The following is a 26,059-nucleotide window of genomic DNA, read 5'->3' as shown; positions in this document are numbered from 1 at the left end:
TCAGTTGGTGTATTATATAATACATGCCATGCTTTCTCAGTAACTGGAATACAAACAATACACTCTTTGTCATCGACAAAGATATGTGCGCTTGCTACTAATGACCAATCAATCATGTATGTGTTTTTATAATAATTAACATTTGTTTGTGCAGTGGTTTCTGGATTCCCTGTGTCATGTGCTACTGCAAATAAAGGTTTTTTACTTGTTAAGGGTTGCCCACTTCTACGCGTCCCAATCGGTAAAAAATCATACTTAACTGGTACGCCATTCCATTTTTCTGCCATTATGCACGACCTCCACCAATTTTATTATTGTTATCTTTAGTAGAACCTGTACGTGTTCTAACTGTCTCCCAAATACCAGTAGCCATTAGTCCACTTATTAAGCCAGCTAATAAACGACCGCCAATTGATAGTTCAGTAACTAATTCTGGAATAAATGCGCTTATGCCACCTAATAGAATACCAATACCAATAGCGATTAAAGGTACAATATTTTTAGGTACGCCAGCTTGCTTAACTAATTGTGTTAATGCGATTGTGATAACTGAAATTACTGTTGCAAATGCAATAATACTTTCCATTTATTCCACTCCTCATTTAAAATAAAAAGCCGACCTAAAAAGGTCAGCTTAAAAATTAATATTTAATTTCTTTCCCTACAACAAGTTTATTTTGATATTCTCCTGCTCTAGTATAAACAACGCTTTGGGGGTCTGCAGAGTTTATACTATTTTCACTTCCATAAGCTATACAATTGTCTAACCACATATTACTTCCACTTGCAGTTTGGAAATCTTTACCTTGATAACTTTCAAAGGCGCTACAACCTATATTCCACGATTTAGTGCCTTCATTAACGTCAGCAACATTACCGCCGTCGTTACGTGCATATACTCCATTCACTCGAATGGAAGTTATACCATCATGAGTTGTCGTTCCGTTATTAGATTTAAAACCTGAAGTACCTTTATCACTACCGTTTTCAAAAGCCGTACAATTGATTTCAGTAATCAATGGTAAAGATTGATCTTTCCCAGCATGATAATTAAAACCATCATAGCCATTATTATAGGCTTGGCAATTTTGAACAATAACATTTTTTCCACCTGTAACTGTTAATCCGTTGTATAAATAATTTCCGAAAGATAAAGAGACGTTTTTTAAATATAAATTATTGCTTTGGACTAAGTCTATTTGTAATACGTTGTTGCCACCAATAAAATTCACATTTTCAATGTATAAGTCTGTGGAGATATTATTAATTTGAATGCTAGAACCTTTTAAAATGGGTGCGATTAATTCATCTGGGACAAAACCACAATTCACATAAACTTTAGTGTTGTCTGTGTACCACGAACTATCAGTAGAATCTACTTCACTTATTGAATTGACTTTTTTTAGACTTTGTTTGTTTTTTATATCTATAACATCAGCCACATTGCTTCTTACTGTCTCATATACATTATTTACGTTACTTGTTTTTTGCCAATTAGGTTCGTCAGCCCAAATCACATTAACATTACTATTTTCACCAATGATATTTATACTTTTACTTAATGGCTTCGGAAACAACAAACCACCACTTCTAAAATGTGTGCCTTCACACAAAATAATAGTATCGTTATCTTGTACTTTACTAATTGCATAATTTATAGATTTGAAAGCTTTTTCTTTAGTTGTACCATCGTTATCATCTGAACCTAAAATGTAATTTATATAATAAGTTTTACCACCACGTAATTTATTTACAGACACGTCATAATCAACAAAAAATTGCCCTCTACCATTTGTGAAAATTTTATTTTTTAGTGGATAATCTATTAAATCAAAATCTTTTGGAGTATAAACAGGTAATCTAAAGAAATCGCCATTAATGGCTTTCATTTTTATTTCTAAATCACTGATATTTTTAGCTAAATCATAATTTACTCCAGAACGTAAATCAGCTTTTTGAGTTTCTGTTAAATTATCAAATTTAATAACACCGTCAACACCTCTTGGACCTTGAGGGCCAACATCGCCAATTTCCCCTTTTTCGCCTTTGTCACCTTTGGGGCCTTTCAACGTTTCTAATTGTTCGGGTGTAAAATCTTCAAAACGAAACGGTTCCCCTTTATCTCCTTTAGGACCGTCTGCACCGTCTTTCCCGTCAATTCCTGGTTTTCCGTCGATACCATCAACACCGTTTATGCCGTCTTTTCCAGGTGGTCCTTGTATCCCTTGTGGACCTTGTTCTCCGTCTTTGCCTGGTGGTCCTTGAACACCTTGAATACCCTGTTCTCCTTGCTCGCCTTTGAATAAATCCGGGTTTTCCGTAACATATGTTTGCAAGTCTGTTTCTAACTTAGATTTAAAGTTGTCGTCTAACAAACCTATTGCGTTTTCTTTCATCACATTTCTAACTAAGCTTTGCAATGAATCAACGTGTACCTCTTTTCCAATCGGTCCTGTCATACCGCTGTCAGTAATTGTAAAGTAAAAGTTAGCTACGTGGATACTATCTTTTTTGTTTGCTAAAAAAAGTTTTGCGTCCATTCTACCTGCATGAGCAATAACGTTATCTGATACTTTGTATTGAACAACACCTTTGTCTGGTATCAAAATATCTAATGGCTCATTCGTAAAAATTGAGCCGTCTGAACAGAACAAATCTAATCTAGGCAACATATCCGTTTTATTAAAATCTAAAATTTGGTTGTTATCTTTAATTGTAATTCTAATGTATGCGCTACCGTCATCTTCGGTATAAAAATTAGCACCAATAAAACCGTTCTCAGCCGTGCCAACATTGATATTTGTAGATACATCTGTCATTTTTTGTAACATATATACACCTCTTTTAATTTTAAAAGGCTACCCACTGTCAGTAGATAGCCTTACTTGTATTTATCCTGTATAAAATAAAGTCCTTTTAACCCTATTTTTTTGTAATAACTGTATATCGTGCTTGCTTGATGTTCACACCAACGTATGTCTGTTGCATATTGATGTGTAGCAGGGTTTTTAGGGTTCCAACGCATACGATATAACGTATTTTGTCCTTTATTGATGTAATCTTGTCTAACGAATTTAGCGCCACCGATAATTGCTTTTGCCGGTGTCGTCCAACCTCTCCCACGCGCAAAGCTGATAGCATTATTTGGGTTGTTATCATATGCACCTATACCAAAGTAGTTATACATTCCATAACGCCCACTAGCAAAGTTACTTGTACCATTGCCGCTTTCTAGCAACGCATGAGCAATCAAATATATCTCGTTGATGTTATATTTTTTGCAACCGTCTGCAAATGCTTTACCCTGTCCTGATAACGTACCGCGACCTTTTAATATAACGTTCAATTTCGATACACTTATACCTTGATATTTACCTAGATTAAGCATTTGGTAACGTTGTGATGCGCTATTCCATATTTTTGTAGGGTTCATTGCCGCACTCACATCAGAACGGCTAGGGAAGTACCAACTATAACCATTGCTTTTTTGCGGGTATCCTCTGCTCATTTGAAGATTAAGTGCTTGGGCAAAAGTAAATCTACTCTTTTCAACAGTAACTTTAGCTTTTTTAGGCGTTGTTTTTTTCGGTTGCACTTTCTTTTTCGTATTAGTTGGTGTAGCAACAACTGCTTTACTTGATTTTAAATCTTTATCCGATTTAACTTTAATCGTTTTTGTACTTGTTTTAGTAACAATTGTTTCTTTTAACAAATCGTCTCTTTTAAGGTACATCTTGATGATTTTGTCTTCGACTTCTTTATATTTACTTTCATCAGGAATACCGTTTTTAATCATATCGTAGTCAATTAAGTCTTTCATCGTACGCCAAATATTTTCGTCAACTTTAATACTACTTTGCGATAGTTTAATCTTGCTCCAACTTAATAACCACACGCCATATATCAATGCACGTAATTGATTGACCATGAATTGACGCTTACTTTCAGTTTGTGCGCCACATACTTCTACAACCAACCAACCCGGATGTGAAGGTGCTTCGGTGTCTGGTGGTCTAGGGGTCCATATTTGTTCACGATCAATATAAACGTGTGGATATTCATCTTTGTTAACAAATCTATTGCGTTGTAGATATAACTCTTCCACATCTCGTAAATGCGGGCATTCTTTGACGTATATTCCTTTTGGTTTATCCATGAGTTTGCCATCATCTACGATTAAATGGTCATTGTATTCTAAATCTTTATCTAGTGAGTATAGAAAGTCGGTGTACTGTATTTTTTTGACCTTTTTGGTAGTTGGTTTTGTTTGTTCAGTTGTATTTTTATCAGGAGTTGGTGATGTTTTAGGTATTGGCTTAGTTGGTTTTGCAGTTGGTTTTGGTTTCGGCTTTTTCTTAACCTCTTTTTGATAAGGTGGTCTCACAAAACCACTAATGCCGTAATAACTATGTTTTTCTAACGAACCTGGAGAACCGACATAACTATTTGCGTTTCGCCAATTTTGGTCAACACTGGTAAAATAATTGCGATTGCTTGGTCCAACAACTACCCCAGTATGGCCAGCACCATTATTGAAAGACCCTGTCCCCCAAACCGCTATATCACCTGGCTCAGGTACGAAACTAGGTGTGTTTCTATAAAATTTAAAACCTTTAGGGTATCTATACCAAGCCATTGCTATCGCATTCCCAGTTGTCCGAAAACCCCAATATTTAACAAATATATAGTTAGGCAAATCCCAACACTGAGCGCCATAATATCCATCGACATCTAATCGTTTCCCTATTCTACTTCTCGCCCACGCTGCTACTTCAGATGCAGTAGGCTTTCTTTTCTTCGGGTTCGGTAGTCCCATATATGCACCCCGTTTCTATGCAAAATAAAAAGCCGACACTAAAAGTGCCGACTTACAATATTTCTATTTACAATTTCCAAACCAGAAACAAGACCAAAAATTAGATTTTCCAAATAATTTAAACATATTATCCCTCCTTAAATACCAAAAACCATACGTAAAATTGTAACTATTAATGTAGAGGCGATTGTGAAAACCGTTCCTAACGTTAACATTTTTACTTCTTTGATATTCTTTTTATTTTCTTTTTTGTTCTCTTGGTCAATTCGACGCTCTCGATTAATACTATCTAAGGTAAAGTTCATTTTTTGATTAATGAGGTCTTGATTATGTTGTCCATCTTTTATTTGTTCCAAAGATGTGAAGATTTTTTCATCATTGTCTTCAAGTTTTTGTATTCTTGTTTCATAGTCCCTTTCACATCTTTGGTAATTATCTTCCATATGCTACACCTTCTTTGCTTAAAATAAAAAGCCACTAACTACTCTGCTAGTGGCTCGTAATCTTGACCGGTAATCTTTTTATATTCATCTAGTATTATCCATTTAACTGTAACAGATTGCTTAACTTTTTCTAACGGGAATAACCCCATGTTATAGTATCGTTCAACTATTCTGTACATCATCAACACTTCCTTTTTCAAGCAATAAATTTAATACGGTAGCCATATCTTTTTTGATGTTTTCGATTTCTAATTGTGTATTTAGTAATTGCTCTGATAGATTAGCGATAAGAACATCTTTATCGTCAATCGGTTCAGGTGGTAATTCTTTTTCAAAAACCTCTTTTGACTGACCTATCCATTTTTGACCGTCAAAGTAAATTGGTGTGTACATACCGTCATCTGGTTTAGTTTCCGTCCATTTCTCGTTAGGATATTCATACTCCCCTTCATCGTTCGGATAAACCAATATTTGTTGGCCATTCTTCCATAAATAAACTACTTTCATTCAACCACTCCTAATTTATCCAATTTACTTCTGCGTAAATGTAGTCTTTTTCAGTCCAATCACCAGTAATCGATGATTTATAGAACACAATTTCGCCACTTGGGTTGATAACTAAGAAACAACCCGGTTTTCCGGTTGGCGTTCTTACAGAAAATGATTGTGCGTTTTTAACCATATCTTGAGGTAATCTTGCGAATATTTGTCCACTTATTAAGTTGCTTGCATTAATACGTAGATAGTTTGTTGTTACACCATTTTGAGTAACAATTCTGTACGAGCAATTGAAGCCACTTCTATCTTGGTATTCAGTGTTAGGGTATGCACCATTTACTAAAGGTAAATTTACCCAACCACTATCCTGATACTTATTAATGTGGTCCCATGCTAACCAATTGCCATCTCCGTTTTTAGTACGTACATAAATATCATTTTTATCATAAGGGGTAAAAATAAATTTGATGTAGTTGTTGCTTGTATAAATAACAATTAACATACCATTTCTATTTACAGGTGCATTTTTAGGGTTATACAAATAGTAAAATCCTGATTTCACGATTTCGTCTGGTTTATCGAAATCTAAATCTCTAATAGTTAAAGATGTTCCGTTAGATTGAGTTAACGACGCTTTTTGCCAATCGTAACTACCCATAAGGTTATCTACATCGCTTTTAGTTAAAGCACCATTCGTTTGAAAGTCGTTCACTTTTTTATCAATCAAGTTATTGGCGTCTGTTACCTTTTCATCAAAAGTTTGTGTATTTTGATCTACTGAGTTTTGAAACGCAGTTTTAGCAATTTCAAAACCACTTTGTACATCATTCTTTTTACTATCAATTTGTGCTAAAGATAACGTTGTTTGCTCTTCTATGTTATTTAAAGCATCAGCTTTCTTTGTATTAATTGAATTGATGCTATCATCTTTAGCATTTTGGATAGCTTGTGTTGCACTTGCAGATAGTTGTTTGATTGTATCTATCAAACTTTGAGTGCTGCCAATATCTTTTTTGAGCTGTTCTACTTTCTTTTCTAACTCATCGCGCAAATCATCAAACATGCGAATGTAACTCACTTTGATATCGCTACTAATTTGATTAACTAAACTATCTTTCACTTCAAATTGGAAAGTGCCTAAAACGACTGTATCGTCTTTATCTTCATTTTTATAATCGTTAAGCGATAGATAAACCTCTCCTAAAACAGTTGAGTTTGTAACACTTTTCAAAAACCAAGGTGGTACTGTTACACCAATTAAACCTGTCATAGGGTCGATAAATTCAACATCTAAAACGCCAGATGTGGAAGGTCTATCGCCATTTTTTACAGTAATCTGTTTAAAAAAAGCGTAACCTTTAACATTATTTGTACTGATTAGTAATGGGAGATTATCTTTTGTTACCCTAAACTGAAACTGCGCTGTATTTTTATCTAAATTATAAAAACCGATACCCCTATCAGATATCGGTTTTAGATACGCCTCTTCTTCTAAATCAATTTTAGCTACTTTTTCTAATTCCATTATTTAACACCCCACAATACTAACGCAATTGCAAAACCACGTTCTTCGTTATATGGCGTTGTAATGGCCATTACACGCCCTTTACCGTTCACATTATCTTTATATCCAATTCCGGCTTTACCATTGATTAAGTCGCCTGCTATGACGTCTTTTTCGACGTTTGTATAGATTTGACCAATTAAACCTACCGTATTCCATTCTGGACGTTCAGAGCGTGATACGTATGGTAAATCTTCATTATAATTAGGGTTCTCGATTGGTTCATCTCGCCATTCAAACACTGGGTTACCGTTTACATCTTCAAATTCTCTTTGTACACGCTTAGTCAACGTCATACCGTACTCATTTTGTAAATATCTATCTTTATGATGGTATGTTTTATCGTTAGCCACAAGCGCTGCAGTACCCGATATAACACCAATAGGTTCATCACTCGGCTGTGCTTTTCTGATTTTATCACCGTCTAAAGTAACAATGGTACCTAACTCAATAGGTTGGCCACTTTGACTTTCAAACAACTCTGCGATATCGGCGTTGTTTTGCGTTAGTTTACCAGCTAAATTAAGGTTACCGTGTAACGTGTTAAGATCTACTTTGATGTTTGCAGTAGAAGGTTTACCTGTACCGGAGTAACCTGCAACGACTCTGTAACTGCCAGGTGATTTTACATTTCTGCTATTGAATACTGTTTGTGTGTGGCTATCTTTAGATGTTTCTGACGATAATGAGTTAATCACTGCACTTCGTGAGCCGTAAGCTTTTGATGCCATTCCAGAACCTAATACAAAAGAACGTGCGCTATATGCTTTACTGCCACCCGTTGATGCTAAAACTGCGCTTAATGGGTCGACTGCTGCAGAACCACTTAAACCTGCACTTAACCCACCTTTTAATACAGTAGGTACTGTTTTATACTTTTCCTTTGCGATGACTGCGGCGTTTGTATAACTATCTGCAGTAATACCACTTATCATAGTTGTATTGTTGTATGTTTCAATACCATTACCTGTGCCACGCCCTTTTAAATTTCCGTTAATAATTTTCAAATCATAAATACCAGCACCACTTGCTATGCCAACTTTAGGTGATGAATTATAGATATTAACGTTGCTAAGAATAAAACGTTCTCCGCGGTTCGAACCACCAAAAAATTTAATATCTTGACCGGCAGTAGTAAAACCAGTAACAGTAATGTTGTTCATGATAACATTCTCGGCCATAAACTGAACCGCGATAGCAGGTAAATTACTGTCAGTTTTACCTTTTTCTAATTTACTGAAATCTGTATCGCCAATGGCAGTGAAATTATTAACCGATACGTTTTTGTAAGCACTAATTAACAACGCTCTAGGTGTTGTACCCGGATATACGCCGTTGTATTTAGGTCGTAGAGCCACGCAGTTGTTTAACGATACATCGTAAGCAGTTTTAGATTTAGTATCCGTTTTTGCTCTGTGGTGGCCAATGTGACGAATATTGTACGCTCTAGTATCTTCAATTGATAGGTGGTTGTTTACAAATACGCATCTCGATGCACTCGTAGATGCATGCGCTTTAATTTCTAAACCGCCATAGTTACGATACGTTTTGTTATCTGATAAAAACACAAATTGCGAACCATCGTCAATTTCAATACCGTTATTATTACCGCCTGTAATTGTAGGGTCGTGAGCGTAACAATTACTGATAGTAATATACCGACTGTGGTGTGTAGTGATACCGTCGTCACCACAGCCATATACTTCACAATTATCAATGTGGATATGCTTACTTTCTAATGCGTACGGCACTCTATTGCCATCACCTTCATAATAATAATCATCACTAGCATATGTGGTATCGATACAGTGTAATAATGCACTATGCGATTTAACATTATAAATGTAACCATTATTTACACCTGCAAATCTAATGTTTGATGAAAGGGAGCCACCAGTAGGTTTGAGTTTTTTATTTTGTCTAAACTTATTACCGTCAAACGTAAAATTCTCTAAACTAATATTTTTAGCATTACCACTCATTTTCAAGTTAGTGATACCAATGTTTTTCGCTGGTGTACTATCCATAAACTTAATAGTGGTAATATCTTTACCTTGTCCAACTAATCTTGAGTTGTTAGGCATTTTGATACCAGTTGTTAAATAAGTCCCCGCACTCATCGTTACAAGTACGTTACCAGTGCCTAATGCATCTCGAAAAGCTTTTGTACTGTCTTTTTGACCGGTTGGATCTGCGCCAAAATCATCTACATTTACAATACGTCGTATCTTTTTAAGCAATTCGGCACGCATCTTTTCTCTTTCACTACTTTCGCGTAAAAAGTCGTGATATAAACGATTAGATAAGTCATCAAACCCCTGTGCGTCCATCGATGTTCTGCTTGCTCTCAATTCTTGTATTCCATCACCGTTATGTCCTAAAACCAAACGTGTTATTTGCTCGTCTTGATAACGCTCATGGTCCTGTAAATTAACATTTTGACCACTTTTGATAGTGTGTTTAATTTGCGATGAATCGTGTGCGTTCTTTTGCTTTGTAATATGGTTTTGGTATTCGTCATCTTTTTTCTCTGCCCAAAATTTTATACTCTCAAAATTTTGTTCGATTTGAGATATAAAATCAGAGCCAAATAATGAATGTAACTTTGTTTTTAATTCAGATAACATACAAAACCTCCTTATTCGTCATAAAATTGATAATAATCTTTAATTAATTCGTACATAATCACTTCGTGTCCTTTATCATTGAAGTGAACGCCATCAGGCATTGTTGATTTCCTAAAGGCTGGGCTATAAGGTTTGAAGTTTGGATATCTGTACGCATCAAAGACTGGTACGTTTAAATCGTTGCAGATATCTACTTGTAAATTAACGTAATCAACTAACGCTTTACCTTTGTCGTTCTTTTCAGTATCTTTTTGTTTAACTTTAGCGCCATCGACATAACACTGTCTTGATGCTGTCATTACAAGAATTTTTGCTTTAGGGTTATTCTTTTTAATAACTTCAATTGCACTATAAAAGGCACCGTAAAACGTTTTTGTATCCGTTTTATCAGTGCCTATATCTATGTTTTTGACCCAATCATCATCAGTTCCCTGCAAGATGATTAAGTCCCCTTTAATTTTTGTAGCCTGTTGGTAAATATCACTCATAGTAGCGCCACTTTCAGCTAGATTTGTATATTTCGCTTTCAATTTTTTAGCTAACATTTGAGTAAAATTCTTTTTAGCTAGTGACCCTTTAGCGATACTATCACCAATCGTGCCGATAGATTTAATTTTTCTAATAGATGATTTGCTAGTAAAATCATGAACAATAGTACCATTTGATGTCGTAACGCTTTTAGCGTCAGCTTTTTTGATTTTATTATCTAAATCATCAGTTTTAGTTAATAAATCTTGCGTAGTTTTAGTGTTTGCTTTAGTTTGTGCTTCAACACTCTCCTGTGTTTTAGCAGGATTGCTTGTTTTTAAGTTGGTTACATATTTAGCGGCTTTACCAACCGCCTTTACATATCTATCTTGCAACCTAAATTCACCAAGCACCAGATCCATTTTTATAATCTCGCCATTGATGTCACGTTTCGTTGTCATTTCTATAATTCGCAAGTCAACATTCAAACCCATTAAATCATCAATTACTTTAACTACATCACCTACTTTAGGCGTTGCGTTTTTAAAGTATTTTTTTAGATACACAAAATCAAGTGTTACAGACGTTTTAACACTATCATTGATTACTTTTTCCATCTTTGCTTTTAATGTATCTTCTTTGGTAATTCTTCCATCTTGTATAGGCGGAGCGTGACGCATACCTATAACATCGGCAAGCGGTGAAGTATATTCAAACTGCAAACTTGCTTCTTCAAAAGTTTGTTGGTCCGTAAACCCACCAAAACCTTTGATAAATGTATAACATTTAGATGCATCTTCTTGAATTTTGATATTATTCGCATTAACACCTGACTTTATCCAATATTCAGGCTTATACTCAATGTAATCATACAAGTGAAACGTTTTTGTTTTAGGCTCATATTCATATTCAAGTGAATAGCGCTCTAAACCTTTTTTGAACATCTCTAAATTAGTGTCACAGTTACCAAGGTTTTCAAATTTAGAAGATGATACCTTAGCGTGCAAATTATACTTATAACCTGTATCTTTAAACACTAAATCAAAATATGCTTTGCCAGTAAAACTACCGTTATATATCTCGTAAACACGTGAATTATTCAAGTCATCAATTTCAACCGGTCTAGCTTTAACGGTCAATCTGTTTTTTTGACCTCGTGTTTCTTTATCAAGCATAACTATACGATATTCTCTTTCATCTTCGGGGCCTTCAACACCTGTAATCGTCCACATTTTTGTGATAGCAGCGATAGCGTCATAGGTTCCTTTGTTTTCATCAATTACAATCGTTAACGTGCTGTCTGTGTCAGATAATTTAGTATTCAATTCAGTTGCAACAGGTAAGTTTTGACCGTAACCCTGTAAAGTTTTCAATAATACTGCCATATCGTCACTCCTACATATAATACTCTTTGTGTTTAAACACTACTTTTTGCATTGTTTTAGTGCTTCTAAACGTGTTCCAACCCGGTATTAAAGTAGGGCTACGTCTACTTACATTATATGCATCGATGTTTAAACCATTTCTGAATGTGTGGTTACCGTCAAATTTGATAGTATCGCCTGCTTTTAACTCTAAGCCTTTGATATTAATAACATCGCCACTTTCAACCATATAAAAAGTAGCGCCCTGTTTATCGTTTTTAGATACATTTTCACCTAAAGTGACATAAACGGTACTATCTTGATTGATTTGATTAATTTCGACCGTGCCTGCGTAATATACATTGCATATTTTAGTATCGTGGAAAGTATATTGTCTTTTTCCGTCATTTACTTCAAATGGTAGATTATCAGATACTGCCCATTTTTCAACACTATTTCTCTCACTTTCCAAATCGGTACTATATGCAATGCTTTCAAAGTAAGGTAATTCAATCGTTTCAAACTCAAGTTCAAACTCGCCAGCCGTCTGTGTTGTATCAATCGCAACAGCATTAACTAGGCCAACGTATATTTGTCTACCATCAACATATTCAAGTTCAAAGTGTTGTGGTTTATCGTTAAATATATCTTCATACTTGATTGATGTATCTGGTGCAGATAATTCACGTAAATAATATTGCCCACGCAATAATGCTTGTAAATTCGATTTAAGATGCGTTACTTGAGCCATTTTATCTACTTCATAACGTAATTTAAGGATGACTATTTTCTTTTCTTCGTAAACAGAATTGAAAAAGCGACCCTGTGTCCCTTCAACTTTACTGTATTCACGATCGTACCCTGAGCCTTTTACATCATACGAGACCACTTCTAAAACAGAGCCAGTAAAAGTGTTATTACTGACTCTGTACTTTTTGCCATCTTTAATTATTTCTATGTCGTGAGCAATCAATAATAACACTCCTTTACAAGCCCATGCTGTTATTTTTACCATTTTGTTCTTCAATGTAAGATTTAATGTACTCTACATCACCCTCGTTACGCACAGTTATATTAACAATTGGGCGATTGTTCTCTTGCATACTATGTCTCACATCTTTAGTCATGTGGGCGTCCACACTACCATTTAATGAACCACCTAAACCGTCTGTTAAGTTTGTAGATAATTCCGGTTTAAATGCGTCAGTTAAATTACTAGCAACACTACGAACTGCATTTACCGCTTTGTGTTGGTCAGCTAAGATACCCATTCCTAAGCCTTGAGATACATATTCACCTATGCCTCTAAATACTCGAGAAGGTGAGTGTATGCCTAGGGCGCTTTTAGCTGCAGATATTGCACTTTTTGCTACGTTGACTGCTGCACTAATAACTTTACTTGCACCACTCGCAATACCTTGTGCTAAACCACTGATAATATGTGCGCCGGCACTTACCATTTCGCCAAAGAATGAACGGACACGAGCAACAGCTTGTGACATACCGTTTGCTACTGCACTAACCACTCTAGCAAAACCACTAATTACGGCAGAAACAAAACTAGCCATAGCACTAATAATTGCTGATACCCATTGAGCGCCTCCAGAAATCACCCTAGACAGTGTTGCGCCATGTGGGACGCAACAGCTGATACTACTCTGATAAAACCACTAATCACAGACGATACAAATCTAGCTAAAGTGCTTATGATAGAACTTACCCACTGCGCACCAGTGGTTACAATGTAGTTATACGCTTGCACCATTTTCTGCCAAACGGACTGTGCCATTTGACCAAACCATTGCGTGACACTAGACCAAATTTGAGTGACAAATTGAACTGTGCTACTCCAAATTTGCGACCAACTAGAAATGCTCGTTCCGAGTATAGAGTTTAATGTTGTGAATATAAATTGAGAAATTTGAGTGAAGATTGATTGTACTGCTGTCCAAATGGTATTTAGTACGTTAGTAAACGTTTCTTGCAATGTTAGTAATGCTCCTGAAAAATCACCAGTAATTAACTGAATAAACGCAGTAAACAGGCCGACGAGCAATTGAACTACTGAAGAAACAATTGCACCTATTGCAGTGAATATTACTGATACGGCAAGCCATAACGACTGGAACGCACCTATCACTAATTGAATAGCACCCATAACCAAACCACCTAGAACTTCCATAAACAGTTGTCCTAGTTGTTGTAGTAATGGCATGATAGGTTGTAATGTTTGTTGGATTGATGCCCACAATTGCATAAACCAGTTAATGATAGAATTTACTGCGCCACTAATTGCAGAAACAATACCGTTCCAAGCATTGATAATCATATTTCTAAAGCCTTCATTCGTTTTCCATAAGTAAACGATAACGCCGACTAAAGCTAATATGGCACCAATGACTATACCAACTGGTCCTGTTAAAGCTGTGAAAGCAGAACCTAATAATGGCAATAATCTGCCTATTGATGCGATAGGAGACATCAACAATCTAAATGCGCCCTGTAATACAGTTAAAATACCTCTTAAAATGCCACTTGATGCTACAAAACGCATGATGTGACCGATAACCTGTAATAAACTAACGCCAAAGACGTTTGACAATACTGTACTAATTGCTATTACTGGCGCCATTAACGCCCAGAAAATACCACTCATGATTGCTATAACTCCAATGATTTTAGCAATTGCAGGGTGCGTTTCAAATAACTTAGCTACAAAACCAGCTAAAGCCGTAACTACCCTTAAAATCACACTCGCAATAGGTGCCATTGCCGTACCAAACGCAACTATTGCACGTACAATGTTGCCAATTAATTGCACGATGACTGGCCCGTTTTGTTGTACATATTGGATAAATTTCTTAAATCCTTCTGATTTACCAACTTGTTCAGACCAAGCTCTAAATTGAGCAGTCAGTTTTACCAACCAATCAAATATATTTGAGCTATTTTGCGCAAATGCGACCATTAAATTACCGATACCGGCAAATACATTGCCGAATATCTGTCCAATTTTAGGTAAATTGGTTTTTGTATACTCGATAAATGCTTTGATAGCATTTTGACCTGCAACGCTGTTAGCCCAGTTTTGGAATTTTTTACCTAAACTGTCTAATCCCTGTGCTACCCACAAGAATAAAGGACCTAATTGAGTAAATATGTTAACTAAACCATCACCAAAACGTCCGGCAGCACTTAATAGAGTATTGAATGTTTTTACACCCGTTGTATTCATCATATTAAAGAATTTAGATGCCGTTTGACTGTTCTCAGCCCATTTAAGTACGCTCTTAGAGGCTTGTTCCATTCCTTTTGATACACCAGCTAAGAATGGTTTCATACGTCCTAATGCTACGTTTACTGTGTCTAATGCGTTAGCTAAAGTATTGAATATTTGAACTTGATTTTGCTTGATGATACTTTCCCATGTTGATTTAACTTGATCTAAAGACGCTTGATATCGTCTAGTTTCTGCGGTAGCTTGCAGTGTGCCATCTTTAAGCATTTTCAAAGCACTAATTGCCATACCACCAAATGCAAATGCACCTGCACCTGCGATTGAGAACGCACCTGCTAAACCAACAACGCCACCAGCTAACACTCCGATTGCATTTAACACTGCCATGATTGCTGGTACCAAACCGGCAATAACGGGTATCAAGCCTTGAATACTAGCTATCATTAAGCCTCTGACTTGTTGGCTAAAGATAGTACCAAACGTTCTGATTTTAGTAGCTAGAGCGTCCATTTTGTCACCATATTCATCTAAAGAATTACCTAACGCTCTAGTTAATACTTGCGCTCTAGTCATTCCTCTTGTATCAAAATCAACATGTACCGTTTTATCATGTAACATAGCTAACATAGCTCTAGCGCCTATTACTGAACGTTTTAAATTGTCGTTATCGCCTTTGATATCGACCTTTTTATCACGTATTCTTTGCATTTCTGCCTTAACAAATGAAATAGCACGTTTGATTGGATTAGTGTCTGCGTCTATATCTACTTTATGCTCTCGCCAACGTTGTGCCATTGCTTTGGCTCTTTGGAGATTACGTTGAAATTGGCTAATGTTAGCTTTCACATCAGTTTCAATCTCATCCGGAATAGATGTTTTGGCTAAACTTTGCGCTTTTCTTACGTTGTTTTGAAAGTCGCGTATATTAGCCATAATTTTAGCCATGAAGTTCTTTTCCACGCATTCACTCTCCTTTCTGTTTTTGTTCTTCTAACCAACGTTTAGTGCCTGATTTGAACAACTCTCGTCTACGTTTTTCATGTTCAAGTTCTGCACGTTTAATACGCTCATAACTACCAGGATTGCGTATTTCAAAACGTTGACGTTCAATCTCTTTAGTCATACGTTTTAATGACTTGCCAGCTTGTACAAGTCCATTTGCTTGCGCAGCCTGTATCATTAACTCTTTTTGATCTAAATACTTATCTTGACCACCGATTATCCAGTCTTTCCATTCATTAGGTGACATCATCATTAACTCATTTTCAGATAGATAACCTATGTACCTACTCGTTAATTGTCTTATTTCTGAATAGTTAAGTAAGGTTCCGCGTTCATGATTTCTTTGTAATTCTCTTTCATAAATTCGATGCCAGCTTTTGTTGTCTCTTTGTCCTCGCCTTTCGCCATTTGTGGGGCTTTGTTCATCTGTGTCCAGAATAAACGAGATTTTTGCTTGAAAAAACCACTGTTATTTAAGACATCTAAAGCACCTTGTAATAACTCAAGCGTATCTTGCTTTTGTTCGATAACTTCATTTAAAGCTGTTTCAATTTCATCTCGTGAAGGCGCATTTTTACCTAAATATGCAGTAGCACATTCCCAAAAATTAGCAATAGCACTGGTGTCACGCTCTAAAATACCGTTGTAAATCACATTAAAACCAGGTGTAGTAACCGTTTTGCCGTCCTTATCTTTTATATCTTCTGCAAACTTCTTTGCTTTCATATCAAACGCAAATAACGCTTTAGCTTCTACTTCGTTATCGTTGATTGTTAGTGTTTTAATTGGGTTAAATTCAGTCAAAATATATACCTCATTTCAATTTTTGTATAAAAAAATAAGGGGACAGATGTCCCCAAATGTTAAGCGCCTGATTCACTGTCTCCTGAGCCACTCGGTCTAGAAGGCTTTTTTGCTTCTTCTTGGTCCTCAAAGCTACCAACTTTTTCTGCGAAACTTTCGTATTCAACAGTAGGTGCGCCTGCTGCTGCGAACCATTCTGGAGGTAATTGATCCTCAGTACCTTCAGCAGAGTTCCATTTAACTTTTAACGTTAATTCAATTTTGTTATCTTCGTCATCAAATGACATTTCGTAACTTTCCGGCACTGTATAAGCAAACACACCATGATATTTACCATCATCTCGTTTGTTGCGTTCATACAACCATACACGTAACTGTTCACCGTTTTTAATCGCTTTTTTAACTTGTTCAATGCCTTTATCCCCCGGAATATTACCGATAGTAAGTTTGAACTCTTCAGAAACCGCATTTACGCCGTAATCAGTTTTACCGCCACGAATGATTTCTGCTAAATCATTTTCGATTGTGTGGCCACCTTCTTGTAAGTCGGCTAATAATAATGCGTCAACCGCATCTAATTTATCATTAGCAGGTCTCACTACCGCTAAATAATTCTTTTGAGCCATGCTTACACTTCCTCTCTTTTTGTTTTGTGTCTAAAGTTAAACAAAAGTCGAATTGTGCCGTGCTTAGTAAACCTATCTATATCAGGGAATACTGCTTGACTATCAATTCGACTGTATCTAAATTCGTAATTATCTATCTCAATTGGTTTATTCAACACATAACCAATAGCGCTAATTAATAGCTTGGCCTCGTACTGTGTTGGATATTGTGAATACACGTGAAAGACGATACCTACCGTCTCACGCATATTTGTGCTACTTTCGTTATTAGTGACGTTGCTCTCACCCACAACAATATATGGGTATCGCACATCATCTTGAACGACATCAAAAACCCTATCACCAACTAATTTGTTAATGATAGGGTCTCTTTTTAATGTTAAATATAATTTATTTGTAAGTTCAGGCTCTACCGATACCCACATATTGCACAACTCCTATGAAAAATAACTTTCAAACACTTTTCGACCAGCGTCAATAGCAGGCTCCCAAAATGGTTGAGGCATTTGACCGTAAGTCGTATGCCATTTACCATTAGGATCTTTGTAGGTCCAGGGTATCCTGTGCGCTCTGCTACCTTTAGTAGCGTATATGCCTGTTCCGTAATTGACGTACACTGCATACATGCTACCTATTTTCACAACACCTGTCAGTCCACCATTTTCAAAATCAATCGTCGTTGATTGTCTTAAAAAACCAGTATCAACTGGCATTAAATGAACAGCAGTATTGTATATTTTCAGAGTAGTTCTGAAAATACCTTTTTTAGCCCACTTTTCGACGTTTTTTTGATAACGTTCTAACTCAACGACTAAACTATCTGCACCATATTTCACTTTAGCCATAAGGTGCCTCTTTCAGTCGAATTAACTTAATCTCATGTTGGCCACCTTGATCTACAGGTTTACCTACAATACCAAAGATTTTACCCTCGTATTTAAAGTAATCGTCATTATTTATTAGTAGGTCATAAGGTACATATAGGTTTCTGTCGTATTCAGATGACATTTGATGATATTTAAGTTGTTCTGAAGTAGTAGGCGTATCCATAAAGCCTTTTATAATCTTTTCGCTTTTGTAGCGCTCTTTTTTAAACTTGAAATCGCCCATCACTTCAATTCGACCTTTCGAAATAACATGCGGGAACTCGTCGTATGGGTTAAACATGATAACCACTCCATCTTAGCTTTCTGAATGGTTTTAAATGCTTATATGTCGCTTTAGGCATTTCAGTTACAAAAGTATAGCTAACCGTACCCATTGAACGTGATGAAATATTACCGTTTGCACTATATTTAACGCATTCAGCAATAAACTTCTCAACGCCAGTAGGTAAATGTTTAACGTCAAAAGTTTGGTTACAATATTCTTCTGCTAACTTCAAATACTTAGGAATAAGCATTTCTATTTCGTCATCATGTGAAGTGTCATCAACAGGTGTTTGATTGAGCATTTTCACATCAAGTGCATCCATTATTCTGCACCTTCTAATGCGTCGATAAGTTCAGACTTTTTCATATGAGAAAAGCCCTCAATATCACGTTGTTTAGCAAGTTCTTTGAGTTCTGATACTTTCATATCATCTAAAGCTATTTGCTCTTCTACACGCTCTATTAAAGGCTTATTTTGACGGTTGTTTTTTGTGGATAATTCAGTTAATCGTTCTTTACTTACAGTTAAACCTTTACGTGGGAATGTATCTCCTACATTGTACGTGTAATCGTCATCCTGTAAGTCGGTAAAATATTCGATTACTTTATACATACGTCACTACCTCCTGTTATGCCCCTGCGTCTGAAGTTCCTGCACCTTTAGTAATCTTAACTACTTTACTTTCATCATATAGGTAAGCTACATAATGTTTGTCTGAATATAATGCAGTTGATTTATGAGAAGCATGACGTTCTGTTTCTAAGAAAAAGTCACGTTTTGTAATTAATTTCACTGCACCTTTTTTCGCTAAAATAGCTTCACCTTGCTTGATTTTGTTACTACGTACAATAATTGCACCTAACGCTTCACCAAACGCACCTTTAACGATAACGTCATCGCCTAATAAAGTGGCACGAGTGAAGTTATCCGTTGCACTAGCACGTAATTGTCCAGCATCTAATGGGTTGATGAATAATACCATTGGTTCTAAATCTTCATCGTTAAATTTATCGATAGCAGTTTGTAAGCCTGCTAATTTAGTAATATCAGCTTCAACTTTTAATGATGCGCCTTGTAACGCTTCTAATACATCATTATCTACTTTATTAGCAATCGCTAAGCCATGTTGACGTACTGCTTCACCTTTAGGATCACCGTAACCAGATAAAAGTGCTTCGTCTGTTAAAACAGTACCTTTACCAATTTTACGGATAGTTGCTTGACGCTTTTTAGTTTCGATTAAATCGATTGGAATTTCTTGACCTTCCGGTACTACTTTTGCATCACCGCTATAAACGAATGCTGGGAATGTTAACGTGTTACCTGGTTGACCAACTAAAGTATTGTCGATTTCTGCAAACTGAGCAAATCGTAATTTTTTATCTAATTCTGCTTGCATCATTGGTGCTAACACTTCAGGGTTAACCATGTTTTTTAATTGTGTCATGTTTTCTGGGACCATGAATTAAAACCTCGCTTTATTGATTTAATAATTTGTCGTACGTTTCACGATGGTTGTAAAACAGATCTTCACGTTGAGCGACTGTCATTTCATCAAACTGTTCTTTCGTGATGCCTGTGTTAATAGGATCACCATCGTTAGGAGTACGCCCTGTGGCTTTGTTATCAGCAAATAAATAAGGTTTAGACTCTTGCAGCGCTTTTACTGCATCTTCTAAACCTTTAACGTTGCCATCTTCTTGAAGTTCAAGATTACTTTTATCAAGCATCAACAGAACATCGTTAGCATCATTTGCCTCTTTAGCAACTGCTAATTTGATGGCGTTATTCAGTTGTGTTTCTTCGTACTTAGTTTGCCAATCTGCATTTTCTTGTTTGACCTTATCAAGTTCTTTTTGAATCTCGCTTTCGTCTTTAACAGATTTTTCTAAGTCTGCAATTTGCTTATCGCGGTTTGTGATTTCTGTTTTTAAGTCTTTAATCTCGGCGTTCTTATCATTCAGACGCGAACGTGGTACCATTCCCGATTGAGATTCATCAACAGTATCTAAAATCTTTTGTTTATCAATTTCACCGTTAGCAAATTGATCTAATAATGCACTTAATTCCATTAAAACTACTCCTTTTTACGTTTTTTACGTGCAACGCCACGAAGAATTTTTGTATAAAAAGAAGCAGTTTAACGACGTGCTAAGGTCGAGCAGTAAGATGCTAGCCTTTTCTTTTCATCTTCTCCCACTCACGATAGGTCATAGTTGGGATAACTTCAGTTGCACCATGATCATTGCGTACACGCATTACACCAGGCAAATCATTTTCATCAATGTAATACAGTAACTTGCAACGACAATTAATATTCTCTTTGGCACTAGCGACACCTACAAATAAATGTGGTGCAGGACCAACACACCCACTCGATTTAAAATTATCGTCAATGTCTACCGACTGACCATCTAAATGGCGATGTGTGTCACGTGTGCGATTATCTTTAGTAGCTGACCATCGTTTTTTCATTTTCATACCGTTGTCTTTGGCCACTTTTGCACTATCAAGACCCGCTTGTGACATCGCACGACCTGCCTCTGTGCGAGCAACACGAAGTGATTGTGCTTTAGTCATACCGATATCATCACGCAACGCTTTGGCTATCTTAGAATAACCCTCACCACTCATAATGCCCTGAGTAATGTGGATACGAATGCGTTTAAGTACCTCGTTGCGATGTTTTTGTAGTGTTGGTACTAATCGAATAAACTCAATAGGTTGCTCAATAGCTTTGTTAATCACAGATGCAGTAGGTACATCGAATTCCATTGATGACTGTGTAGCCATTTCATACAAATAAAGACTCATCATATACTTCTCAATGTAAGCGTTCTGCTGAGTCTGTTTAATGGCTCTGGCTACTTCTTTATAGTCTTCGGTTAACATCTGTCCGATACGTACAAGCTCTTTATTTAATCGGTTGTACTTATTAAATTCCGTCCACGTCACATGTGGGTCATCTGATTGATACTTCTCAAACATATCCGCCAATTCCTGTTTGATAACTTTCAAACGATTAGCAAATAATATTTCGATTTCTTTCTCAGCTTGTGCAATTAACTTTTCAATATATTTATCAATATCATTCTGATTGGTTATCTTGCGTTCTGCCATTAGCTTCACCCTCTAACGGTGGTAGTTGGTTATTAAAGTCAATGTTATCTTGCTCTATACGTTCCATTTCTGCCACAGGATCATCAACCCAAGGGTGGTTAGTAACAACAGTTTCTTTAGATAGGTATTGAGATTGTACGCCAATTTGTGATTGTTCTAACTCGTTGACCATGACGTTAAAGTTAAATGTAATCTCGACATCTTGTACTTCGATGTTAAGTTTGTAGAAGTCAATAATGTACTGTAACAACTCTTGTAAGGCGGTTAAAGTCTTATTCTTGAGCTTATTCGCTTTTAAATCTAGATTACTGTACATAAACTTTAGTGCGATTCCTGACGGGCTATTACCGAATTTGTCTTGTTGGAAGTCGACTCCCTGGCCAAACTCAATGACATAATCACGTAACATATCTAAATACTCTTTTGACGATTGTACTGGCACTTCAATTTGAATTGTATCTACACCACTATCGTCACCGTCAACATTAATAGCTTTGTAATATTTAAGGTTACGCATAAACTCATCTAAATCTTGACCTTCATAACCTTTTAAGACGTATATCAATTCCGTCGATTCATCAAAGGTATTTTGTGTGTCAGATAAACGCTTATCCATCGCATCAATGATTGTCTTGTACATGTACAAATCGCTCATCTCTTGCGGATTATTCTTAAACGGAATAAAAGGAACACGCCCCCAACTCATACGTTTGTTACCTACAAAGTAATGTGGTTGGATATGATCATCACCGTGATAATAATCTGGAACCAGTTGGCCCTCGTGGTATTCATAAAATGTAACGTCTGTATCTGTCCAATATTCGACACGTTCAGCGCCATCTAACTTGTAATACCTAATGAACCCTTTCAACGTGTCACGCTCTTTATTTGTCCAAATAGGAATAGCTTGTTCAGCAGGAACGCGGAATGTTTTAAACTCTCCGTTCTCATCTACATATGGTTGTAGCCATTCAATACCTTTGTTGCTTGCTGCTGTAAGTATATCTATTAACTTATCATCCCACTTGTGGTTTAACACTTCTTGAATTGTTTTAAGTGCTTCATCATTATCACTTGAAAATGTGACAGGGTTAGCAACTGCATATGCCACCTTTTGATCAACTAAATTTTGATGGTAATTCGTATACATTCGCCAGTCTGGTTTGAATGGGTCAATTAGGCCTTTGTTATCTAATTTAGGTGGTAACCTTAACACATCTGGATCATGGTTATAGTAGCGCTCTCCAACTGTAATTTCGTCTATCTTAGGTTTGTGGTCATTCACTAGACGATTTATCATCTCTTCTTGTGTTTCGTATTTCGGTTTAACCTGTTCTATCACACGTTCATGATATGGTTTTTCATCTGGCCAGTATATAGCAATCACCTTCTTTACATTAAAATCGAGACTTTATTTTGACGCATATCTCTAGATAAAGCGTATCTACAACTATCAATAGTGTGATTATCTTTATCCTCTAAGCGTGGTTTGATATTTCCGTCTTTATCAGTTTCGTAGTCTATATTTTCAAACTCACGAGCAATATTCGGTGTGCGTTTAGGGTCAATCACGATAGCATCTAAATCATTTAGCCATTGTTCGCCGTATTCGACAGTATCCGGACCTTTTTTGACACCTTTCACTCGCTTTATACCGTGTTCCTTCTTTAGTTCATCAATCGACTTAGGTTCGGCGGAGTCGCAATGTATTTCATCAGATTGATAACCTCTTTTCCATAATTCTTTGGCAAGTTCACGGTTACTTATTTGCACACCATAAATTTCATCTACTGCATATAGAATTCGTTTCTTTTTATCATAATGCCAACGAGTAAACGCCAAAGGATCGGCTGCATACCCAAAGTCACAACCATTACGTATATTATCGAAGTTATCGAACTGTTCTTGCGGTATCGTTTCAATGTGCAAGTTATTGAATGGAACAACACCACTACCAATTGCCTCGCCTAAATACTCCCAGCGATAACGTAATTCATTACGTTGTTTAGCACTCTCTGCTTCTTGAATGAATTGTTTAGATATAAAAGGGTTATTCAAGTAAGTTGAGTGATGTACGAACGTGTTATCTGGTTGGAATGATGTTTCATATTTCTTGTTTGCCCAGTGCTGCTTACGTTTGGCAGGGTTGTATGAGAAAAAGAATTTGTAAAATAACCCCTCATCTAATTCACCACGTAGCATTGAGTTAGTAATCGTAGTCACTTCATCTTCAGTTTTAAACTCGCCCAACTCTTCTATCCACATAATAGAAAAAGGGAACCGACTATCTTTTAACGACTTTAATCGTTCCGGGTTCTGCGCCCCTCTGAAGATAATTCTGTTCCCTCTAGGTATAAATGTGATTTCCATAGGTGATACTTTAACTTTGAATAAATGAGACACTTTTTGTTCTTCTATCGCCCATTTAATCTGTTCGAATACAGACGTCGCTAATGTGTTATCTGTCTTACGTACTACAACAGCGTTCATAGGATAACGCATAATTAATTGCGTAATGATAATGGATATATCAGACGATTTACCACTACCACGTCCACCTTTAGCGACTACATTTAATATGTTAGGGTTCTTCGTTGCTCTCCATAAGTCGTGAAAGTGCTTAGGTATTAATTCAGATAAGTTAAGTGATGTCGTCATTGAATTGCACCGTCGCATTCGTTTCGATTTGTTGGCGTTCAACCGGGTTGTAACCTGTACGATCTAGTATATCTTTAGACGCTTGGAACCTAACCAACTCACTTTTAGCGTTAAGTAAATCAATCATTGTTTGCAAAGCTTTAGGTACTTGGTTAGATAAATGTTCCACTTGATAACCCTTAAAGCCTTCTCTAAATTTGTCGTTATTCTTCCAGCGAGATATAGTTGAGCGGTTAACGTCAATTTCTGACGCAATCTCGCCTTCGTTTAAATTCGTTTCGTTCTTGAGCCGTATATATTCTTGTTGTTTTTTTGTTAACTCTAAATACGCCCCGAATGTTGCATTGTTTTGCATGTTTGTCATGTCATCTATCACACGCCTTTACGTTAAATACTCTTTAAATTTGTAATAAAAAAAGACTACTCGAGTTGCTCTCGAATAGTCACATATGGGAGGTAATTAATAATGCAAAATCAAGTTTATCCAGAAAGGAGAAAAAGTACCTACCCAACGGATAGGCACTCAAGCAATCAGTGGCTGGCCAATACGACCATTACCAAACTTAATCACTTTCAATGAGAACTACCCAGCTACCTCAAAACAAGGGTTTGTGTGGATAGTTCTTACAGTATCATAATAACGTCTTTTACCACGGACTTATACGCCTTTCAAGTCCATTTACACATAACCAATTAACTCAGCCAACTTATTAATCATTGCGTTACGTCGTCTTAATATACTAGATTTACTTGTCCCAAAGTATTCAGCTAAGTCTTCCCACTCATAACAACCAATTGGACATTCCCAGTATCGTTTGTTAATCATATCAAGTGTATCTTCATCAGCTTCTTCTACTAACTTATCAACACCATTCACAATGTTACTTAACATCACATACCGTTTATTACTTAACTTCTTAATTGTTTGGCGTTCAATTGGGTTACCAGGTAGATTACTTTTCCCAGCACCTACATTCTCTGGTTCGTGATTTTCTAGTAACTCATACTCACAAACTTTTAGTTCCTTACGATAACGTTCTACATGTTGAATATATTCTTCTAATTTTCTAATATCATGACGTTCAATTGTTATCAATCTAATACCCACCTGCCAAATCGTTAATATCGTATTGATCACTCTCTCTAGCATAATCACTAGACACATCCACATCATCATTCGCTTGCATCTTAATAAGTATCTGATTTGTAATATATTTACCTAACTCATACATCGCCAACGTGAATATTAGTTTTGAAATGTGTTTAATCATTGTATGCCTCCGACAATGTAAAAGATTCAATACTATCAGTCTTAATATAAACTTTGTTTCCGTAAATATCACCAACAGTTACTATGTTGGTGTTATCCTCTAATAAAGTATCAATGAGTTCTTCAACGTCACACACATAAGCCACTGTATATACGTTGTTTGTTTTAGTAATAATTTTAGCTTTTTTCATTATTCTTCTGCCTCCTCATATATCTTCATTGCCTCTTCTTTACTCTCTGCCTCAACCACCGTAAACGTCTGATTCTCTCTAGCTTTATTAACGTGCTTATGCGGTATACCTGTTGAATCTGTGAATGTTGCGATTAGGTATTGTGTCACGGTATCACTCCTTACGAAACATTTTAATTTTATCTATAAACATAAATGCTAATAACACTATCAAGGTAT

Annotated in this window: 29 protein-coding genes and 1 pseudogene; all 30 read right to left on the bottom strand. The window is 36.3% G+C overall.

Going from position 1 to position 26,059, the window contains the following annotated elements; all coding sequences use genetic code 11:
• The coding region (locus tag CD147_RS05030; protein ID WP_206185150.1) for an N-acetylmuramoyl-L-alanine amidase at positions 1-287 on the bottom strand (287 nt) is incomplete at its 3' end.
• Positions 287-586: a hypothetical protein gene (locus CD147_RS05025; protein ID WP_103166346.1), complete on the bottom strand. Its 300-nt coding sequence runs from the start codon at positions 584-586 to the stop codon at positions 287-289. The genes CD147_RS05030 and CD147_RS05025, both read right to left, overlap by 1 nt.
• A gap of 55 nt (positions 587-641) precedes the next feature.
• Complete coding sequence (locus CD147_RS12215) at positions 642-2,831, bottom strand: BppU family phage baseplate upper protein (RefSeq protein WP_198645182.1); 2,190 nt, start codon at positions 2,829-2,831, stop codon at positions 642-644.
• Between the two features lie 50 nt (positions 2,832-2,881).
• A complete protein-coding gene (locus CD147_RS05015) occupies positions 2,882-4,816 on the bottom strand; it encodes a glucosaminidase domain-containing protein (protein ID WP_103166345.1) in 1,935 nt (644 codons plus the stop codon).
• Between the two features lie 137 nt (positions 4,817-4,953).
• Entirely contained in the window at positions 4,954-5,259 is a 306-nt protein-coding gene (locus CD147_RS05010; RefSeq protein WP_103166344.1) for a DUF2951 family protein, read from the bottom strand.
• 38 nt (positions 5,260-5,297) lie between these two features.
• Positions 5,298-5,441 carry an XkdX family protein gene (locus tag CD147_RS05005; protein WP_240621107.1) on the bottom strand — a complete coding sequence of 48 codons (144 nt, stop codon included), beginning with the start codon at positions 5,439-5,441 and terminating at the stop codon, positions 5,298-5,300.
• Positions 5,422-5,766 (bottom strand): hypothetical protein, encoded by a 345-nt coding sequence (locus tag CD147_RS05000; protein ID WP_103166342.1) that lies wholly within the window; start codon positions 5,764-5,766, stop codon positions 5,422-5,424. The genes CD147_RS05005 and CD147_RS05000 overlap by 20 nt, the downstream gene beginning before the upstream one ends.
• Before the next feature lie 10 nt (positions 5,767-5,776).
• Positions 5,777-7,282: a BppU family phage baseplate upper protein gene (locus CD147_RS04995; protein WP_103166341.1), complete on the bottom strand. Its 1,506-nt coding sequence runs from the start codon at positions 7,280-7,282 to the stop codon at positions 5,777-5,779.
• Complete coding sequence (locus CD147_RS04990) at positions 7,282-9,948, bottom strand: peptidase G2 autoproteolytic cleavage domain-containing protein (RefSeq protein WP_103166340.1); 2,667 nt, start codon at positions 9,946-9,948, stop codon at positions 7,282-7,284. The genes CD147_RS04995 and CD147_RS04990 overlap by 1 nt, the downstream gene beginning before the upstream one ends.
• An 11-nt stretch (positions 9,949-9,959) precedes the next feature.
• Positions 9,960-11,801: an SGNH/GDSL hydrolase family protein gene (locus CD147_RS04985; RefSeq protein WP_103166339.1), complete on the bottom strand. Its 1,842-nt coding sequence runs from the start codon at positions 11,799-11,801 to the stop codon at positions 9,960-9,962.
• Between the two features lie 10 nt (positions 11,802-11,811).
• Positions 11,812-12,753: a phage tail family protein gene (locus tag CD147_RS04980; protein ID WP_103166338.1), complete on the bottom strand. Its 942-nt coding sequence runs from the start codon at positions 12,751-12,753 to the stop codon at positions 11,812-11,814.
• 13 nt (positions 12,754-12,766) lie between these two features.
• A pseudogene (locus CD147_RS04975) lies at positions 12,767-15,978 on the bottom strand (phage tail protein).
• A gap of 4 nt (positions 15,979-15,982) precedes the next feature.
• Complete coding sequence (locus tag CD147_RS04970) at positions 15,983-16,273, bottom strand: hypothetical protein (protein ID WP_103166337.1); 291 nt, start codon at positions 16,271-16,273, stop codon at positions 15,983-15,985.
• 47 nt (positions 16,274-16,320) lie between these two features.
• Positions 16,321-16,824: a tail assembly chaperone gene (locus tag CD147_RS04965; RefSeq protein ID WP_103166336.1), complete on the bottom strand. Its 504-nt coding sequence runs from the start codon at positions 16,822-16,824 to the stop codon at positions 16,321-16,323.
• Positions 16,825-16,883: 59 nt separating this feature from the next.
• Positions 16,884-17,450, bottom strand: a complete 567-nt coding sequence (locus tag CD147_RS04960) for a phage tail protein (protein WP_103166335.1) — start codon at positions 17,448-17,450, stop codon at positions 16,884-16,886.
• 2 nt (positions 17,451-17,452) lie between these two features.
• Entirely contained in the window at positions 17,453-17,875 is a 423-nt protein-coding gene (locus CD147_RS04955; RefSeq protein ID WP_103166334.1) for a DUF3168 domain-containing protein, read from the bottom strand.
• Positions 17,876-17,887: 12 nt separating this feature from the next.
• Entirely contained in the window at positions 17,888-18,295 is a 408-nt protein-coding gene (locus tag CD147_RS04950) for an HK97-gp10 family putative phage morphogenesis protein (protein ID WP_103166333.1), read from the bottom strand.
• Entirely contained in the window at positions 18,288-18,617 is a 330-nt protein-coding gene (locus CD147_RS04945; RefSeq protein WP_103166332.1) for a phage head closure protein, read from the bottom strand. Before CD147_RS04945 ends, CD147_RS04950 begins: the two co-directional genes overlap by 8 nt.
• Positions 18,610-18,924 carry a phage head-tail connector protein gene (locus CD147_RS04940; protein WP_103166331.1) on the bottom strand — a complete coding sequence of 105 codons (315 nt, stop codon included), beginning with the start codon at positions 18,922-18,924 and terminating at the stop codon, positions 18,610-18,612. Before CD147_RS04940 ends, CD147_RS04945 begins: the two co-directional genes overlap by 8 nt.
• A complete protein-coding gene (locus tag CD147_RS04935; RefSeq protein WP_103166330.1) occupies positions 18,924-19,214 on the bottom strand; it encodes a Rho termination factor N-terminal domain-containing protein in 291 nt (96 codons plus the stop codon). Before CD147_RS04935 ends, CD147_RS04940 begins: the two co-directional genes overlap by 1 nt.
• A gap of 16 nt (positions 19,215-19,230) precedes the next feature.
• Complete coding sequence (locus CD147_RS04930) at positions 19,231-20,064, bottom strand: N4-gp56 family major capsid protein (protein ID WP_103166329.1); 834 nt, start codon at positions 20,062-20,064, stop codon at positions 19,231-19,233.
• A 16-nt stretch (positions 20,065-20,080) separates the two neighbouring features.
• The gene (locus tag CD147_RS04925) at positions 20,081-20,674 is read right to left on the bottom strand and encodes a phage scaffolding protein (RefSeq protein ID WP_103166328.1); all 594 of its coding nucleotides are present in this window, start codon (positions 20,672-20,674) and stop codon (positions 20,081-20,083) included.
• Positions 20,675-20,774: 100 nt separating this feature from the next.
• The gene (locus tag CD147_RS04920; protein ID WP_103166327.1) at positions 20,775-21,722 is read right to left on the bottom strand and encodes a phage head morphogenesis protein; all 948 of its coding nucleotides are present in this window, start codon (positions 21,720-21,722) and stop codon (positions 20,775-20,777) included.
• Positions 21,691-23,109: a phage portal protein gene (locus CD147_RS04915; RefSeq protein ID WP_103166326.1), complete on the bottom strand. Its 1,419-nt coding sequence runs from the start codon at positions 23,107-23,109 to the stop codon at positions 21,691-21,693. Before CD147_RS04915 ends, CD147_RS04920 begins: the two co-directional genes overlap by 32 nt.
• 5 nt (positions 23,110-23,114) lie before the next feature.
• Positions 23,115-24,380 (bottom strand): PBSX family phage terminase large subunit, encoded by a 1,266-nt coding sequence (locus CD147_RS04910; RefSeq protein WP_103166325.1) that lies wholly within the window; start codon positions 24,378-24,380, stop codon positions 23,115-23,117.
• A complete protein-coding gene (locus CD147_RS04905; RefSeq protein WP_103166324.1) occupies positions 24,364-24,744 on the bottom strand; it encodes a phBC6A51 family helix-turn-helix protein in 381 nt (126 codons plus the stop codon). The genes CD147_RS04910 and CD147_RS04905 overlap by 17 nt, the downstream gene beginning before the upstream one ends.
• A 315-nt stretch (positions 24,745-25,059) precedes the next feature.
• Positions 25,060-25,476, bottom strand: a complete 417-nt coding sequence (locus CD147_RS04900) for a transcriptional regulator (protein WP_053027759.1) — start codon at positions 25,474-25,476, stop codon at positions 25,060-25,062.
• A 1-nt stretch (position 25,477) separates the two neighbouring features.
• A complete protein-coding gene (gene rinB / locus CD147_RS04895; RefSeq protein WP_103166323.1) occupies positions 25,478-25,651 on the bottom strand; it encodes a transcriptional activator RinB in 174 nt (57 codons plus the stop codon).
• A complete protein-coding gene (locus CD147_RS04890; RefSeq protein WP_103166322.1) occupies positions 25,644-25,841 on the bottom strand; it encodes a hypothetical protein in 198 nt (65 codons plus the stop codon). The genes rinB and CD147_RS04890 overlap by 8 nt, the downstream gene beginning before the upstream one ends.
• Positions 25,841-25,990 carry a DUF1381 domain-containing protein gene (locus CD147_RS04885; RefSeq protein WP_103166321.1) on the bottom strand — a complete coding sequence of 50 codons (150 nt, stop codon included), beginning with the start codon at positions 25,988-25,990 and terminating at the stop codon, positions 25,841-25,843. The genes CD147_RS04890 and CD147_RS04885 overlap by 1 nt, the downstream gene beginning before the upstream one ends.
• Positions 25,991-26,059: the final 69 nt, after the last annotated feature.

The organism is Staphylococcus devriesei (assembly GCF_002902625.1).
GTDB lineage: Bacteria > Bacillota > Bacilli > Staphylococcales > Staphylococcaceae > Staphylococcus > Staphylococcus devriesei.
The sequence above is the reverse complement of the archived record's forward strand: the minus strand, read 5'-3'. Positions and strand labels throughout refer to the sequence as shown.

Excerpts from the sequence above, each read along its gene's own strand:
- CD147_RS05025 (WP_103166346.1), bottom strand. The coding sequence starts at position 586 with ATGGAAAGTATTATTGCATTTGCAACAGTAATTTCAGTTATCACAATC.
- CD147_RS12215 (WP_198645182.1), bottom strand. The coding sequence starts at position 2,831 with ATGTTACAAAAAATGACAGATGTATCTACAAATATCAATGTTGGCACG.
- CD147_RS05015 (WP_103166345.1), bottom strand. The coding sequence starts at position 4,816 with ATGGGACTACCGAACCCGAAGAAAAGAAAGCCTACTGCATCTGAAGTA.
- CD147_RS05010 (WP_103166344.1), bottom strand. The coding sequence starts at position 5,259 with ATGGAAGATAATTACCAAAGATGTGAAAGGGACTATGAAACAAGAATA.
- CD147_RS05005 (WP_240621107.1), bottom strand. The coding sequence starts at position 5,441 with ATGATGTACAGAATAGTTGAACGATACTATAACATGGGGTTATTCCCG.
- CD147_RS05000 (WP_103166342.1), bottom strand. The coding sequence starts at position 5,766 with ATGAAAGTAGTTTATTTATGGAAGAATGGCCAACAAATATTGGTTTAT.
- CD147_RS04995 (WP_103166341.1), bottom strand. The coding sequence starts at position 7,282 with ATGGAATTAGAAAAAGTAGCTAAAATTGATTTAGAAGAAGAGGCGTAT.
- CD147_RS04990 (WP_103166340.1), bottom strand. The coding sequence starts at position 9,948 with ATGTTATCTGAATTAAAAACAAAGTTACATTCATTATTTGGCTCTGAT.
- CD147_RS04985 (WP_103166339.1), bottom strand. The coding sequence starts at position 11,801 with ATGGCAGTATTATTGAAAACTTTACAGGGTTACGGTCAAAACTTACCT.
- CD147_RS04970 (WP_103166337.1), bottom strand. The coding sequence starts at position 16,273 with ATGATGATGTCACCTAATGAATGGAAAGACTGGATAATCGGTGGTCAA.
- CD147_RS04960 (WP_103166335.1), bottom strand. The coding sequence starts at position 17,450 with ATGGCTCAAAAGAATTATTTAGCGGTAGTGAGACCTGCTAATGATAAA.
- CD147_RS04955 (WP_103166334.1), bottom strand. The coding sequence starts at position 17,875 with ATGTGGGTATCGGTAGAGCCTGAACTTACAAATAAATTATATTTAACA.
- CD147_RS04950 (WP_103166333.1), bottom strand. The coding sequence starts at position 18,295 with ATGGCTAAAGTGAAATATGGTGCAGATAGTTTAGTCGTTGAGTTAGAA.
- CD147_RS04945 (WP_103166332.1), bottom strand. The coding sequence starts at position 18,617 with ATGTTTAACCCATACGACGAGTTCCCGCATGTTATTTCGAAAGGTCGA.
- CD147_RS04940 (WP_103166331.1), bottom strand. The coding sequence starts at position 18,924 with ATGGATGCACTTGATGTGAAAATGCTCAATCAAACACCTGTTGATGAC.
- CD147_RS04935 (WP_103166330.1), bottom strand. The coding sequence starts at position 19,214 with ATGTATAAAGTAATCGAATATTTTACCGACTTACAGGATGACGATTAC.
- CD147_RS04930 (WP_103166329.1), bottom strand. The coding sequence starts at position 20,064 with ATGGTCCCAGAAAACATGACACAATTAAAAAACATGGTTAACCCTGAA.
- CD147_RS04925 (WP_103166328.1), bottom strand. The coding sequence starts at position 20,674 with ATGGAATTAAGTGCATTATTAGATCAATTTGCTAACGGTGAAATTGAT.
- CD147_RS04920 (WP_103166327.1), bottom strand. The coding sequence starts at position 21,722 with ATGGCAGAACGCAAGATAACCAATCAGAATGATATTGATAAATATATT.
- CD147_RS04910 (WP_103166325.1), bottom strand. The coding sequence starts at position 24,380 with ATGACGACATCACTTAACTTATCTGAATTAATACCTAAGCACTTTCAC.
- CD147_RS04905 (WP_103166324.1), bottom strand. The coding sequence starts at position 24,744 with ATGACAAACATGCAAAACAATGCAACATTCGGGGCGTATTTAGAGTTA.
- rinB (WP_103166323.1), bottom strand. The coding sequence starts at position 25,651 with ATGATTAAACACATTTCAAAACTAATATTCACGTTGGCGATGTATGAG.
- CD147_RS04890 (WP_103166322.1), bottom strand. The coding sequence starts at position 25,841 with ATGAAAAAAGCTAAAATTATTACTAAAACAAACAACGTATATACAGTG.